The organism is Nonomuraea sp. NPDC004186, from assembly GCF_053603495.1.
The window spans coordinates 1-14,690 of sequence record NZ_JBSGFQ010000205.1 but is presented as its reverse complement, the minus strand read 5'-3'; the positions used below and the strand labels follow the sequence as shown (position 1 = coordinate 14,690).

Genomic DNA, 14,690 nt, shown 5'->3' with positions numbered 1-14,690 from the left:
ACGTCGGCCAGCGACGTCGCCCCGGTGCCCTTCTTGGCGAGCAGCGCCTGGGTGGGTCCCGCAGGGCGAAGGTGTCGATCAGCTCGTCGAGCACGCCGTAGACATAGGGGTGGAACACCCCGACGTCGGCGTTGCGCGGCAGGCCGCGCATCTCGCCGACCGGCACCCGGGCGTAGTTGGCGGTGACCGGCTCGGGGCGGCGGGCCTTGAAGGCGTCGATCGCCGCCTCCAGGTAGGGCCGCAGCCCGAGCACCTTCGGCTGATCCGGCTCGACCACCTCGTTGAGCCAGGTCGACTGGATCTCGTTGTGCAGCTCGACGAACGCGATCCGGTCGGCCAGGCCGTGCGCGTCGAGGAAGTCCACCAGGTCGGCCAGCGCCGTGGCCAGCGCCGACGCCCGGTCGGCGGGCGGTACGGCACGCAGCGCCTCGTACCAGGAGGGATCGTCCAGGAAGACCGAGCTCTGCTGGAACTCCCAGCTGGAGACGATCACGTGGCAGTCGTGCCGCCGGGCCGCCTCGAACAGCGCCAGCAGGTGGTGGCGCCCGTCGAGCGTGGTGCGCTCGCGGACGTCGTACCAGCGGGTGCGCCCGCCGTAGCCGCCGAAGGGGCTGAAGGTCAGCGCCGTGGTGTCCAGGCCGGAGCCGAACAGCAGGTACGGCATCGCGCAGATCCGCACCGTGTTGTACCCGCGCGCCACGGCCTCGGCGAAGGCCGCGTCCAGGTCGGCGAACGGCTCGCCGGGCCCGGTGCGCGTGTACCAGGTGAAGTCCCAGAGGGTGATGGTCAGGCGGGAAGGGGTCACAGGGATCTCCTAGGACTTGACGGCCCCCGCCGTCAGTCCGTCGAGCAGCTGCTTGCGCAGCAGCAGGAACATGATCAGGCTCGGGATGGCCGCCAGGACCGAGCCGGCGAGCACCATGTCGACCTGGCGGCTCTCGGCGCCGTAGAGCGCCTGGATACCGAGGGGAAGGGTGTACTGGGCCGGGTCGGAGACCACGATGAGCGGCCAGAAGAAGCTGTTGTAGCTGTTCAGGAAGCTCCACACGGCCAGCGCGCCGAGCGCCGGGCGCAGCAGCGGGAGCACGATCCGCAGGAACAGGCCGAACTCGGAGGCCCCGTCGAGCCGGGCGGACTCCAGGATCGAGTCGGGCACCGACTGCTCGACGTACTGCCGCATCATGAAGATGCCGAACGCCGGGGCCAGCCAGGGCACGATCAGGGTGAAGTAGACGTTCGTGACCCCGGCCTTGATCAACATGATGAACAGCGGCACCACGATCACCGCGAACGGCACCGCCAGTGAGCTGAACATGACGTTGAACAGGAACTTCTTGCCCGGGAAGCGGTACTTCGCGAAGGCGAACCCGGCCAGCGCGCAGACGAACACCGACACCGCCGTGGAGACCACCGCGACGACCGTGCTGGTCAGGAACCAGCCCCAGAACGGCTGGGTCTCCAGCAGCCGGGTGTAGTTCTCCCAGGTGAACGGGATCGGCAGCGGCTGCGGCGGATAGGCGAAGATGTCGCCGCGCGGCTTGAACGACGAGCTCAGCGCCCACAGCAGCGGCACCGCGAACAGCACCACCAGCATGGCCAGGAAGACGTGGACCAGGCCGCGGCGGGAGCGCGGGGCGGCCTTCATCGCTCCCTCCCCACGCCGTACACCGCGTTGGCGGCCCGCCCGAGCACGAAGACGAGCAGGAACATGACCACCCCGGCCGCCGCGGCGTAGCCGAGCTGCTGGCGGGTGAACGCCTCGCGGTAGATGAACATCGCCACCGACAGCGTCGCCTCGCCGGGGCCGCCCTTGGTGAGCAGCATGGGTTCCTCCAGGATCTGCGCCGTGCCGACCAGCACCGTCACCGCGACGAACGCGGTGACCGGCCTGAGCATCGGCACGGTGACGCTGAAGAAGGTGCGCACCCGTCCGGCGCCGTCGATCTCGGCGGCCTCGTAGAACTCGCGCGGGATGTTCTTCAGCCCGGCCAGGAAGAAGATCGTCAGGTAGCCGGTCCAGCGCCACAGGACCAGCAGCATCACACTGACCTTGGCCCAGCTCGGCTCGCCCAGCCAGTCGATGCCGCCCCAGCCGAAGAACCCGCGCAGGGCGGCGTTGAGCAGGCCGTACTCGCGGTCGTAGAGCAGGGTGAAGACCAGCGCGATGATGATCGGCGACAGCACCACCGGCATGAAGAACGTCAGCCGGAAGAAGTCCCGGCCCTTCAGCCCCCGGGTGTTGAGCGCCTGGGCGACCAGCAGCGCGGCCGGGACGACCACGCCCACCGAGAAGGCCACGTAGATCACGGTGTTGCCCACGGCGGTGCGGAAGCTGCCGTCCGACAGCAGCCGCTCGTAGTTGGCCGGCCCGACCCACTGGGGCGTGCCGAGGCCCGCCCACTCGGTGAGGCTGAGGTAGCCGCCGATCCCGATCGGCACGACCAGGAACAGTCCGTACAGGACGTAGAACGGCAGGACGAAGACGTAGGGTGCGGCGCCGGGCCCCCGGAGGTGGGCGGTGAGCGGCGGCGTCGTCATCCGCCTCCGGGAGACACGGGAGACACGGACCTCGGTCACGCTCATCCGCCGTTCTTCTTGTACGCGGCAGCCGCCTCCTTGATCGTCTGGGCGGCGGGTTTCTTGCCCTGGAGGGTCTCCAGCATCGGCCCGCCCAGCGCCTCGATCAGCGTGTTGAGCTTCTCGTTCTGGTAGAAGGTCGGGCTGTCGGCGGCGGCGGGGGTGTAGACGTCGAACACGCGCTGGCCGAGGTAGGCGTCCTCGGTGCTCAGCAGCTTCTGGTCCTTGTAGAGCGACTTGAGGGTGGGCAGGAAGCCGCCCATCTGGAAGCGGAGGAGCTGGCCCTCGGGGGTGAGGTAGGTCTGCTTCAGCAGCTCCAGTGCGGCGGCGGTGCCCGGCTTGTCCTTGAGGACGGCGAAGCCGGTGCCGCCCATGGCCGAGGCGATGTGGCCGCCGCCCGCGAACTTCGGCAGGTTGCGGATCTTCCACTTGCCCTTCTGCTCGGGCACGTTCGCCTGGAGGCCGTAGACGTTGTACCAGTTGGGCATGACGGTCGCGATGAGCTTGCCGTTCTTCAGCGCCGCGGTGTTCGGGGCGCCGTACGGGTCGGGCAGCGCGATCAGGAAGCCGCTCTGCACGCCCTTGGCCATGAACTCCAGCACCTCGACGGCCTCGGGCGAGTCGAGGACGAGGTTGCCGCCCTCGTCGTAGTAGCCGCCGCCCCGCTGGAGCAGGAGCTGGAGGAACTGGTTGGTGATGGAGGTGTTGTCGCCGGTGGAGACCATGCCGAGCGACTGGCCGGTCTTCTCGTGCAGCTTCGCGCCGACCTCGGCGAGCTCCTCCCAGGTGGCGATGTCCGCGGGGATCTTGTTCTTCTTCCACTCGTCCTCGCGGTAGTACAGGACGCTGAGGCAGGTGTCGGACTCCAGCGCGTACAGGGTGCCGTCGATCGAGTAGGGGGCGCTGCGCAGCAGGTCGTCCCTGACCGGCGCGGCCAGGTCGTCCAGCGGGGCGAAGAGCTGCTTGCCGATGCCGCCGGACATGACGCGCGGGAAGACGCTGATCACGATGCCGATCATGTCGGGCGTCCCCCGGCCCGCCGCACCGGTCGAGATCATGCGGGTCACCAGCGCCTCGCTGTCGGCGTTGGTGAACTTCATCGTGTAGTCGTACCGGCCGCCCGGGGCCTCCGTGAGGCGCTTGGCCTGCTCGGTGAAGGTCTTCAGGTAGCCCGGGTCGTGCGTCCACAGGTTGAGCTCGACCTTGCCCGAGGACACGGACGCCGAGCCGCCGCCGCTCTCACCGCCACAGGCGGCCAGCACACCCGCTGCCAGCAGGCCGCCACCGACCGCTCCGCTCCGACGTAGGAACACGCGACGCGATACGTCGGTCATCTGGAACTCCTTCGAGGATGGGGGATTCGCCTCAGGGGGCGTGTCGAGCAGCATGCTCGGCGGCCGGTGCCGGTGTCAATGAATCAATACTACTATTTTTTGCATTGATACGATTTTTAGAGGTGCAAGGTGACGCGGCCCACCCGCACGACCTCCGCGGAGGCGACGGCGATGCCGTCGGGAACGTTCCGTACGGCCGGGTCGACCCACACGCCGGTGTCGCGACGCCACGGCAGCAGTTCGAGCCGCACCCCCTGTCCGGCGACGTCGTCACGCCACGGCGTGAGGTCGATGTCCCAGGTGCGCCCGTGCCAGAAGTGGTCGCTGACGAGCCGGTCGCCCACGTACGCGCGGCCGGCGTCGCCGGTCCAGGTCACCCGCAACAGCACGCGGTCGGCGCCGTCGAACACGTCACGCGGCACGTCCAGGCGCACGTGCGCCGCGCCGGAGTAGTCGGCCGGCGCGCCGAGCCGGTCCATTGGCCCGCCGCGCACCGGGTCGGGGGGCGCGGGGGCGTTCGGGTGCAGGTCGGCGGCGACCGTTCGGGCCCCTGCGCCGGAGACGTGCACCGACCAGGTGCGCCACAGCCCCTCTCCACGTGGGCCGTCGAGCTCGCCGCCGTCGGCCGTCAGCCGGGCGGGCGCGGGCAGCAGGGCCACGGCGCACCGCTCGGCCTCCGACTGGATCACCAGGGCGCCGTCGAGGGCGTACACCGGCGCGTCGGACAGCACCAGCCGCTCGCGGCCCGCGACCTCCAGCCGGTACAGGCGGTTCGCGCTCGCCTCGTCGAGGACGAGGACGCGCGCGCCGGGCAGGTCGACGACGCACTCCGTCCCGGGCTCGGCGACGTCCACCACCGTCGTGTCGCCGACGGGCCGGGCCCCCTCGACCCGGACATCGCCGTCGAGGACGAGCTCCACCGGGACGCCGTCGGTCGCGGACAGGACGACCAGGTCGCCGTCCTCGTCGGTGATCCGGGTGACGAGTTGCGCGGTGGCGCTGCGCAGGACGAGCCCCGGGGCGAGCGGGTAGCGCAGCGGCCACACCAGGGACACCCCGGCGGGAAGGTCGAGCGGCCTGGTCGGAACGGTGACGTCGGCGTCCTCGAACGACACCGTGACCTGGACGTCCTTCTGCGCGTCGAGCGGCCGCTTGGGCGGCTGGTACGTGGTCAGGAAGAGGTAGCCGCTGTGCCCGTCCGAACGGACGGCCCATCGCAGCTCGCCCGGGTCGTCGCTGCCGCCGCCCACGCTGACGCTCATCGGCGCGAGCCGGGCGCCCTCTCCGGCCAGCCAGAGGTGCAGGCGGCGCAGCAGGTGGTGGTGCGGGCGGATCTGGCCGTGCTCCCCGATCGGGGCGTGGAAGTCGTAGCTCAGGGTCGGCACGTCGTTGGGGTAGCCCGTGGCGTGGGACTCCTGCTCGGTGCCGTGCGGTCCGACCCGCTGGGTGCCGCCGGCGTACATGTAGTAGCCCTGCCAGATCGACCCGCTCCCGATCTTGGCCAGGGCGAGCGCGGCGACGTCCTGGGCCGTGACCAGCGGGCGCCGGTGGTAGGCGACGTGCATGCCGCCGCCGATCTCGCAGGTGGCGAAGGGGGTCGCGGCGTCGTCCTTGAGCGGGACCGCGTCGGGGTCGAGCACGATGCCGTCGAGCGCCTCGCGCAGGTCCGCGCCCACCGTCAGATCGTCACGGACCTCGCTGTAGCGGAAATGGTGGGCCGCGAACCGGGGCCACTCCGTCTGGGAGTCCTCCCAGAATCCGTCGGAGTAGGCGCTGTAGAGCGGGAGCAGCGTCTCGGGCACCAGGGCGCCGCCCCAGCCCGTCGCGGTCCACAGGGGCACCCGCAGTCCCAGGTCCTCGGCGATGCGTCTGAGCATGGCGAGATGCTGCGGCTGGTCGTACAGCTCGTTGTCCATCTGGGCGCCCACCACGGGCCCGCCCTCGGCGTGGGTGAGGCTGGCCAACTGGCTGATCGTCTGTGCATAGAGCGCGCGGACCAGCTCCAGGTAGGCGGGATCGTTGGTGCGGGTCTTGAGCCCGCGTTCGACGAGCCAGTCCGGGAATCCGCCGCGGCGCGCCTCGCCGTGTGCCCACGGGCCCATCCGGACGACGACGTCCAGGCCGTGGCGTGCGGCGAGCTCGATGAACGCCCGCAGGTCGAGGTTGCCGTCCCACCGGAACCGGCCGAGCTCGGGCTCGTGCGCCTGCCAGAGCACGTACGTCGCCACCGTGTCCAGTCCGCCGGCGCGCGCGTGCCCGAGGACCTCGTTCCACCGCTCGCGCGGGATGCGGGAGTAGTGGATCTCCCCGGTCACCGGGAACCAGGGCTTGCCGCCGCGTTCGAGCCACCGGCTCGTGACCTCGATCCGGTCCGACGTCCTCGTGTCGTCCCCCAGCGGGAGGTGTCCCCGGCGGGGCGGGGGCTGCGGGGAGACGCGCACGGTGCGGGCCTTGCTGTTCATTGTTCTCCTTCGAGAGGGGCGTGGGCGATCGTATGGCTGGTTGACCCGGCGAGCCGATGGGCGTTTCACTGCCTCATATGGACGAAACGACGCTGCCTGAGGGGTTCGCCGGCGGACGGATGCTGGTCGTCCCCCGGCCCACGGTGCGCAGGGCGCTCGGCCGGCCCGTGACGAACCGGCTCCTTGTCACCGATACCGGGATCTTTCTCCGCGCCGCGCGGCATGGAGCGGCCCGGCCCGGCGGCGCCGGACAGCACATCCTGCTGGTCTGCACCGACGGTTCGGGATGGGTCGAGACGGGCGATGGACGTTTCGCCGTTCAGCGGGGCGACGCGGTCCTCCTGCCCGCCGGAATGGCCCACGAGTACGGGGCCTCGGACACCGACCCCTGGACCCTGTGGTGGTTCCACGCCGTGGGCGCCGACGCCGCCGACCTCGTCAGCGCCGGACTGGCGGCGGCCGGTGGGATCGTCACGCATCTCCGGGATCCCGCACCCGTCGCCAGTCTCATCTCCCAGGTGATCGACGGCCTGGACGCCGGGACCACGGGCGGCCTCGTACGGGCCGCCGGCGCGGCGTGGAACGCGCTCGCCCAGGTCGTCGCCACCGGCCGCCGTCCCCTCGGAACCTCGCTCAGCCCGGTCGAACGCGCCGTCGAGCACCTGCGCGCGACCACGCCCCAGCGCACCTCCGTGGACTCGCTGGCGGCGATGGTCGGCCTGAGCACGTCCCAGCTCGGCGCCCTCTTCCGGGAGCAGCTCGGGGTCTCTCCGCTGAAGTACCAGACGCAGCTCCGCATGGCGCGCGCACGGGAGCTGCTGGACCACTCCGGCCTCGCGGTCAAGGCCGTCGCCCGCGAGGCCGGGTACGACGACGCCCTGTACTTCTCCCGCAAGTTCGCGAGCGTCCACGGGCTCGCGCCTACCGCGTACCGGAACCGCCCGCGCTGAGCCCGCGCCGCTCCGCGTCGCGCGGGCTACCTCACGATGACCCGGCTCTCCCACGGGCCCAGCCGCAGCGTGCCGCCGTCCTCGGCGGCCTCCGGCACCTCCGCCGGCTGGCGCTGCTCACGCATACCGGCGCCGAGCGCCTCCGTCACGTGCTCCCGGAACCGCTGGACGACGTGCGGATCGGCGATCTGGTGCACGCCGATCTCGTTGTCCACCTGGAAACCGATCACACCGGGGTGGCGGCCGGCGTACGTCGGGGTGCCGACGATCACCTTCAGGCCGCCGGCGAGGTCCGGCCGACGGTGGCGACCATACCCTTCAACAAGCATACTTTTATATTGAAAAATATTATTAATCCGTTGACACTCCTGAAACACGGGAGCCACACTGGGCCCTCACCCCCCGTTCCGAAGGAGCCCTGATGCCCATGGCCAGTTGGAGTGTCCGCGCAGGCCTGGCGGCCGGACTGGTCCTCAGCCTGCTCGGGCCCGTGGCGCCGGCCGTCGCCCAGGCGGCGCCCTCCCCCGAGATCCGCAACTCCGGCTTCGAGACCCCTCCCACCGGGCCGGCCGGGTTACCGGGCTGGCGCGCGGCGGGCACCCGCGGCGCGGCGACGATCGCCCGGCCCGCCAGGACCGGCGCGTTCGCGTTGCAGCACAACGGCACGCGGGCTTACACGGTCACCACCACCCAGACCGTGCGCGTGCCCGACGGGCACTACACCCTCACCGCCTACGCCCAGAGCGGCGGCGGGCAGCGCGCCAATTACCTGTTCGCCGAGCCGGCCGGTGGAGGCCAGGCCCGCACCGCGGTGCCGGTGTCGTCCGCCTGGACGGTCGTCACCGTCCGCGGCATCGAGGTCCGGCACGGCCGGCTCACCATCGGCCTGCGCACCGAGGCTCCCCAAGGCGGCTGGACCCGGCTCGACGACGTGCGGCTGACCGCCGGAGCGCCGTACGACTTCCTCGCCGGCGGCGACATCACGATGCTCAACTGGGTGGAGGACAGCGGCGGCCGGTACTACGACGGGCGCGGCCGCCGCGAGGACCCGCTGAAGATCATGGCGGAGAACGGGACGGACATCGTCCGCCTGCGCCTCTACAACGACACCGGCCCCGATCACCCGCGGGTCGGGTATCCCGGCCACTATCTACCCGAGGGCTACCAGGACGAGGAGGACATCCTCGACCTCGCCCGGCGCGCCACGCGGTACGGGATGCGGATCCAGCTGACGTTCCACTACAGCGACTACTGGACGAACGGCGAGATCCAGGACATCCCCAAGGACTGGCGCGACGTCACGGACCTGCCCCGCGACCAGGCCGTCGACAAGCTGGAGAGCCACGTCTACGACTACACCAGGTACTTCCTCCAGCGCATGGCCGCCCAGGGGACGCCGCCGGCCTTCGTCTCGCTCGGCAACGAGATGCAGGGCGGGCTGCTCTTCCCCTACGGCTACTCCTACACCGCCGACGGGGCGCCGGCGCTGGCCCGGTTCCTCAAGGCGGGCTACCGCGCCACCAAGGAGGTGTCGCCGGACACGCAGGTCATCATCCACATCACCGATGCCGGCGACTACGACGAGTACCGCTGGTTCTTCGGCCTGCTCAACCGGCTCGGCGTCCCGTACGACCTCATCGGCTCGTCCTACTACCCCTTCTGGACCCGCCGTGACATCCCCACCGTCGTCCAGTTCTTCGACACCATCAGCCGGGAGTTCAACAAGAAGATCATGGTGATGGAGACCGGCATCAACTGGAACCCGGTCACCCACGAGGGCCTCGAAGGCCAGCTCCACGACAACGGTCCCGTGCCCTACGGGGAGACTCCCGCCGGGCAGCGCGACTTCCTTTATGAGCTGTTCGCCGCGCTCAAGAGCGTGCCCGACGGCGCCGTGATCGGCGATCTCTACTGGGACCCGGTCATGATCCCGGCGCCCGGGGTCGGCTGGGAGGTCGGCGAGCCGAACTTCGTCAGCAACACGACCCTGTTCGACTTCACCGGCAGGGCGCTGCCCGCGCTGGACGCGTACCGCTACAACGTCGACGGCGGGCGCTGACCGATCCGGGTGGGGCACGACCTCCCAGGTCCGCCCCACCCGGCATCAGCCGCTGACCGGCGGGGCCGGCCGGGCATGGCCCGCCCACCCCCGCCGGGCATGGCCCGCCCGACGTCAGCCGGTGACCGGCAGGGCCAGTCCGGCCGCGCCGGCGACGGAGCACACGGCCTCGGAACCGGCCCGCGCCAGCAGGTCCAGCCCCAGCCTGGCGCGGCGGACCCGCTCGATCGACAGCGCCACCGACGTGGACTCCAGGTGGCTGCCCGACGGGTAGATGTCCGGGGCATTGCGCAGGCCGAACTTCGCATACACCGGCGCCGCCAGCTCCACCAGCCGGGGCAGCTCGTAGTGTCGGACGAAACCGCCCAGGTTGTCCGGCGACTCGACATAGATGTCCAGCGGCTGGGTGACCGCACCGCGGATGGCGCGGATCTGCGCGAGTGTCAGGTCGGTCGGCAGATTGAGCGTGTCCGCCCCGAGCCCGGCGATCACCTTGGCGGTGGCCGGGTTCGCGATCGGGAGCATCACCGAGATCTTGGCCTGCATCTCCGCGGGCAGTTCCCCACTCTCACGCAGCCGGCCGAACACCGAGAGCACACCCACGTCGGCGATCAGAACGCTGCGCACGCCCAGCTCAGCGGCCCGGCGGATCTCGTCCACCACCGCGACCAGCTGGTCCTGCCCGCGCACCGCCGGCGCCAGGCCACCCCCGGCGGGCGCGCGGCTCATCGCGGAGGTGTCCCAGCCGGCACACGGCCGGGCGAACAACGACAGCTCCACCCCGGCGTCGGCGGCCATGCCGACCATGTCGGTGATCTCGCCGTCCGTGAGCAGGCCCACCCCGCTGCCCTGCGAGACCCGGGTGACCGGGACGTCCAGCCGTTGTGCCTCGCGCAGGACAGCGGCGAGGCTGGCCGGCCCCTCCACGCTGGGGATCTCGACGCGGTATTGGGCCCCGTCGGGGAACCGGCCGGGAGACGGCGGAGGCGTGGACCCGTCGTCAGCGGGCACCCCAAGACGAACGAGCAGCTCATGGGTGGTGGACATCGCGCTCCCAGTCCCGTATTGTTCGAAATCTCGAACAAGGTTCGGTATATCGACATGCGGAGGCTAACGATTCCGGCTCGCGGTCGTCAATGCCGGCCGATGGACATGCCGCGCCCCCCGACCAGCAGGAGACAGCGATGGCCCGGACGGTTCCGGCGGTCAACCGAGCGCTCGACATCCTCGAGCTGTTCCTCGCCGAGGACGCGCTGGCCGCCTCCGACATCACCGCCCGGCTCGACCTGCCCCGGACCACCGTCCACGAGCTGGTCAACACCCTGGTCGACCGCGGCTACCTGGTCGCCGAGCCGAGCGCCCCGATCCGGTATCAGCTGGGCATGAAGCTCTTCGAGCTCGGCGGGCTCTTCGCCGACCGCCTCGACCTGGCCAGACAGGCTCAGGCGGCGGCCACCGAGGTGGCCGCCGCCTGCGACGAGAGCGTGCACGTGGCGATACTGGACGGAGCCGAGGTGGTGTACATCGCCAAGGTGGACAGCACCCATTCGGTACGCATGGTCTCCGCGGTCGGCCGCCGGCTCCCGGCGCACTGCACCGCGGTCGGGAAGATGCTGCTGTCCGCCCTGGCCCCGGACGCACTCGATACGCGCTACCCGCCCGACCGGCCCCTCCAGCCGATGACCCCGAACAGCATCACCACACCCGCCGCGCTCCGCACACAACTGGCGGAGATCCGGCAGGCAGGCGTGGCCTACGACAACTGCGAGTCCAACGAAGCGGTCGCCTGCGTCGCCGTCGGCGTGCTCGATCACAGTGGCCGCATGGTGGCCGCGATGAGCGTCTCGGTGCCGACCGTCCGCTGGACCGACGAGCGCCGAGAGCAGTGGACCGACCTCGTCCGCACCGGCGCCGCCACACTCTCCCACCGCCTCGGCCACCGCTCATAATCCGTGGACGGCACTACTCTCTCGGCACGGAGCAGCCGGTGACGATCGGCCAGGCACGCCGACTCACATCTCAAAGGGCGGCGCCGGGGTCGAGGACACGCCACCCCGGAGCACGTAACCCGACCCTGCGGCGGGTCGGGTTACGTGCTCATCGGACGTCGGTCGCGGTAAACGGCCTCCTGACCAGGTCATGCCGGGCCGGTTGCGGCGTCATCAACCGGCTTCCTCCAGTTCGACGGCGTGTTCCGCCCGGGCGGGAAGGAGCAGGGCGGTGATGACCACGGCCACGGACAGCACCGCGCCGAGGATGAACGCCAGTCGCATGCCGTCGAGGTTGGCGAGCGCCTCGGCGACCCCCTCGGCTTTCAGGGCGTCGGCGCGCGCGCTCATCACGGTGATGACGAGCGCGGTGCCGAGGGCCGCCGAGACCTGCTGGAGGGTACTCAGGATCGAGCTGCCGTGGGAGTAGAGGTGCGGGGGAACCGCGCCGAGCCCGAGGGTGAACACCGGGGTGAAGGTCGCGGCCAGGCTCACCATCAGCAGCGCGTGCAGGCCGAGGATCTGCCAGTACGGCATGGTCATCGTGACCTGGGTGAAGCCGGCGAGCGAGAGCATGATGCCGATCGCGCCGGGGATGACCAGCACCCGGCCGCCGAACTGGTCGAACAGGCGGCCGACGGTCGGACCGAGCAGGCCCATCGCCAGGCCGCCCGGCATCACGAGGAGCCCGGTCTCCAGGGCGCTGAGCCCGCGGACGCTCTGCAGGTAGAGCGGCAGCAGGATCATCGAGCCGAGCATCGCCATGAAGGACACCGACATCAGGATCAGCGCGACGGTGTAGGTGCGGTGGCGCAGGGTGCGCAGGTCCATCAGCGGCACGTCGCGCTTCTGCAACGACAGCTGGCGGAAGACGAAGACGGCGATGGTGACCAGCCCGGCCGCCACGATCCCGGCGGCAAGCCGGACGTCACCGCCCTCGAACTGGCTGAGCCCGTAGACCAGGCTGCCGAAGCCCGCCGCGGCGGTCACCACGCTGAACCAGTCGATGGTGCTGAGCTTAGGCTCGCCGATGTTCTTGAGCCGCTTCAGGCCGCTCCAGGCGATCAGGGCGGCGATGGGGAACACCACGGCGAACAGCAGGCGCCAGGACCCGAACTGCAGGATCACCCCCGAGATCGCCGGGCCCATCGCGGGCGCGACCGAGATGGCCAGGGTGACGTTGCCCATGACCTTGCCCCGGTCTTCCTCGGGCACCACCTGCATCAGCGTGGTCATCAGCAGCGGCATCATCACGGCCGTCCCGGACGCCTGGATGATGCGCGCGCCCAGCAGCACCTCGAACGTCGGCGCGACGGCGGCCAACGCCGTGCCGATCAGGAACAACGCCATCGCCACCGTGTAGGCGCTGCGGGTGGACACCCGCTGCAGGAACCAGCCGGTGATCGGGATGACCGCGGCCATGGTCAGCATGAAGGCGGTCGAGAGCCACTGCGCGGTCTGCTCGGTGATGCGCAGCGCCTCCATCAACCGCGGGATCGCGTTGATCATGATCGTCTCATTGAGGATGACCACGAACGTGGCGAGCACAAGCAGCCGGATCACGGCCGGGGTGCGGCCCGAACCGGCGGCCGCGGACTTGGCGGGTGAGTCGAGCTGTGGGCTGGGCACGGTACCTCTATCAGAGTTGTCGGAAATAGCGTCGTCACGGCCGGCATTCCAGCCTTGGGTCTCACGAGTAGTCGTGGTCATACACAGACTGACCTACACCACCGACAAAACTCATCGCCCCCGTCCAACATTCCGGCACGTGATGCGAAATGTCACCCGCTTTTAACCCGGGTCCCGTGTCGCCCCATGATCTGCGGCGAACGCCGTGCGCCCCGTCGATCCCGGCGCCGAAACCGGGGCGCGGTCGATCTGCCGCCGTCAGGACGACGAGGGGGATGTTCCCGCCCCTCGTCGTCCACCTGCGGTCCGCGGCCGGACTGCGCGCCATGCCGACGACGGTGCTCATGCCGGGCGTCATGGGCCATGCCTCATCGCCCCGGACGAGGACCGAACGTTCGGGTCAGCCGGGCTCGTTGACGTCCGACTCGGACGCGGCCAGCAGGCGACCCGCAAGAGCCGTGAGGCTGAGCCCCTTCAGGTCGGGGATCAGGACCCCCGCGATCTCATCGACATGCCGGCGCCAGGCGTCGGGGACGGCGGCGGCCCCCGACGCCGCGCCGCACAGCGCGCCCACCATGGCCGGCATGCTGTCGGACTGCCGGGCGACCAGCGCGGCCGAGCCGAGGGCCGTGGCGAGGTCGCCGTCGGCCAGTTCGGCCAGGACGAAGGCCGTGGGCAGGGTCTCGGCGGCCACTCCCCCGTGGCTGTACACGGCCGGGCTGAGCCGCTCGACCAGGCCGGGGACGGCGTCGAAGGCCGTACGCGCCGACTCTCGGACGCCGACCGCCCTGGCGAGATTGCGGGCGGTCCAGCTGTTCTCGGGGAAGGCGCCCGCCGCCTCACGCAACGCGTCGCGGAGGGAGGCGCCGCCGACCAGCGACGCGATGGCGACGGCCATCGCCTGAGCGGCCCAGACCCCGTCCTCGGCGTGGGTGATCTCGGCATAGCGTCGCGCGACCTCGGCGGCCCCGGCCGGGTCGCCGGCGTAGTAGAGGCCGATCGGCACTCCGGCGGGAACGGCGCTGTCGGAGTAGTGCATCGGGTTGTCGTTGCCGGTGGCGGGCGGCGTCAGGCCCCTGGCGCTGTTGATGATCGCGGAGCGCTCGGCGACGCCGGTCCATACGTCGGACGACATCCGCTTGCGCCATTCGGCGAAGAGCGCGGCCGAGTCGTGGCCCGGCGCCTCGAGGAGCACCAGCGCGGCCATGGCCGCGGTCTCGGCGTCGTCCGTGGGGGACAGCGGGATGTCGTCCCCGATCCCGAGGGTGAACGGCAGCAACGGGCGCGAGACCCGCTGTTCGTCCAGCGCGGCCGAGAGCCGCCAACCGGCGGCCCGGGCCCAGGCCGAGCCGGCCCTGCGGTGGAACTGGGCGGGAAGGCCCGCGGCGTCGCCTGCGGCCAGCCCCAGCAGGGCGCCGGCCGCACGATTGTCCCGCGTGGCGGTGGCGTCAACGCCCATCGACGGCCACCTCCCTGAGCGCCGAGCTCTGCCGGCCGGCGTCGTGCAGCCGGTCGGCCAGGTCGACGAGGTCCGTGCCGGCGGTGGCGGTGATGCATCGTCCGCTCACGCGTGCCACCTGGGCCCGCCACCGTTCGTCTCCGAGGCCGTCATCACCCACCCGGTGGTGGACATCGAGCTCGACCTCGCGTACGGCTCCGCCAAGATCATCCTCCCGGACGGCGGCGTCGCG

At 70.9% G+C, this 14,690-nt stretch carries 13 protein-coding genes; 3 read left to right on the top strand and 10 right to left on the bottom strand.

Going from position 1 to position 14,690, the window contains the following annotated elements; translation table 11 throughout:
• The 5 genes from ACWEPL_RS62835 to ACWEPL_RS62815 form a co-directional block, all read right to left on the bottom strand.
• Positions 1 to 805: cellulase-like family protein (locus tag ACWEPL_RS62835; protein ID WP_452442428.1), on the bottom strand; the 805-nt coding region annotated here is incomplete at its 3' end.
• A gap of 9 nt (positions 806 to 814) precedes the next feature.
• Entirely contained in the window at positions 815 to 1,645 is an 831-nt protein-coding gene (locus ACWEPL_RS62830) for a carbohydrate ABC transporter permease (protein ID WP_357748529.1), read from the bottom strand.
• A complete protein-coding gene (locus ACWEPL_RS62825; RefSeq protein WP_452442426.1) occupies positions 1,642 to 2,583 on the bottom strand; it encodes a carbohydrate ABC transporter permease in 942 nt (313 codons plus the stop codon). The genes ACWEPL_RS62830 and ACWEPL_RS62825 overlap by 4 nt, the downstream gene beginning before the upstream one ends.
• On the bottom strand, positions 2,580 to 3,911 hold the full coding sequence (locus tag ACWEPL_RS62820) for an ABC transporter substrate-binding protein (protein ID WP_452442424.1): 1,332 nt from the start codon (positions 3,909 to 3,911) through the stop codon (positions 2,580 to 2,582). Before ACWEPL_RS62820 ends, ACWEPL_RS62825 begins: the two co-directional genes overlap by 4 nt.
• 116 nt (positions 3,912 to 4,027) lie before the next feature.
• Positions 4,028 to 6,373 carry a beta-galactosidase gene (locus tag ACWEPL_RS62815; protein ID WP_452442422.1) on the bottom strand — a complete coding sequence of 782 codons (2,346 nt, stop codon included), beginning with the start codon at positions 6,371 to 6,373 and terminating at the stop codon, positions 4,028 to 4,030.
• A 77-nt stretch (positions 6,374 to 6,450) separates the two neighbouring features.
• Between ACWEPL_RS62815 and ACWEPL_RS62810 the strand changes: the two genes are divergently transcribed.
• A complete protein-coding gene (locus ACWEPL_RS62810) occupies positions 6,451 to 7,323 on the top strand; it encodes a helix-turn-helix domain-containing protein (protein WP_363975156.1) in 873 nt (290 codons plus the stop codon).
• Between the two features lie 26 nt (positions 7,324 to 7,349).
• Here ACWEPL_RS62810 and ACWEPL_RS62805 read toward each other — a convergent pair whose 3' ends face one another.
• The gene (locus ACWEPL_RS62805) at positions 7,350 to 7,652 is read right to left on the bottom strand and encodes a hypothetical protein (RefSeq protein ID WP_452442420.1); all 303 of its coding nucleotides are present in this window, start codon (positions 7,650 to 7,652) and stop codon (positions 7,350 to 7,352) included.
• Positions 7,653 to 7,744: 92 nt separating this feature from the next.
• On the opposite strand from ACWEPL_RS62805, the gene ACWEPL_RS62800 reads away from it, so the two are divergent.
• The gene (locus tag ACWEPL_RS62800) at positions 7,745 to 9,382 is read left to right on the top strand and encodes a glycoside hydrolase family 53 protein (protein WP_452442418.1); all 1,638 of its coding nucleotides are present in this window, start codon (positions 7,745 to 7,747) and stop codon (positions 9,380 to 9,382) included.
• 114 nt (positions 9,383 to 9,496) lie between these two features.
• Here the strand turns inward: ACWEPL_RS62800 and ACWEPL_RS62795 are convergent, their stop codons facing one another.
• A complete protein-coding gene (locus ACWEPL_RS62795) occupies positions 9,497 to 10,429 on the bottom strand; it encodes a U32 family peptidase (RefSeq protein ID WP_452442416.1) in 933 nt (310 codons plus the stop codon).
• Positions 10,430 to 10,566: 137 nt separating this feature from the next.
• On the opposite strand from ACWEPL_RS62795, the gene ACWEPL_RS62790 reads away from it, so the two are divergent.
• Complete coding sequence (locus ACWEPL_RS62790; RefSeq protein ID WP_452442414.1) at positions 10,567 to 11,331, top strand: IclR family transcriptional regulator; 765 nt, start codon at positions 10,567 to 10,569, stop codon at positions 11,329 to 11,331.
• A 213-nt stretch (positions 11,332 to 11,544) separates the two neighbouring features.
• Here ACWEPL_RS62790 and ACWEPL_RS62785 read toward each other — a convergent pair whose 3' ends face one another.
• The 3 genes from ACWEPL_RS62785 to ACWEPL_RS62775 form a co-directional block, all read right to left on the bottom strand.
• Entirely contained in the window at positions 11,545 to 12,999 is a 1,455-nt protein-coding gene (locus tag ACWEPL_RS62785; RefSeq protein WP_363975142.1) for an MDR family MFS transporter, read from the bottom strand.
• 400 nt (positions 13,000 to 13,399) lie between these two features.
• Positions 13,400 to 14,458, bottom strand: coding sequence for an ADP-ribosylglycohydrolase family protein (locus ACWEPL_RS62780; protein WP_452442412.1), 1,059 nt, complete (start codon positions 14,456 to 14,458; stop codon positions 13,400 to 13,402).
• Positions 14,448 to 14,690, bottom strand: a 243-nt coding sequence (locus tag ACWEPL_RS62775) for a hypothetical protein (RefSeq protein ID WP_452442410.1), incomplete at its 5' end; no start/stop codon positions are given. The genes ACWEPL_RS62775 and ACWEPL_RS62780, both read right to left, overlap by 11 nt.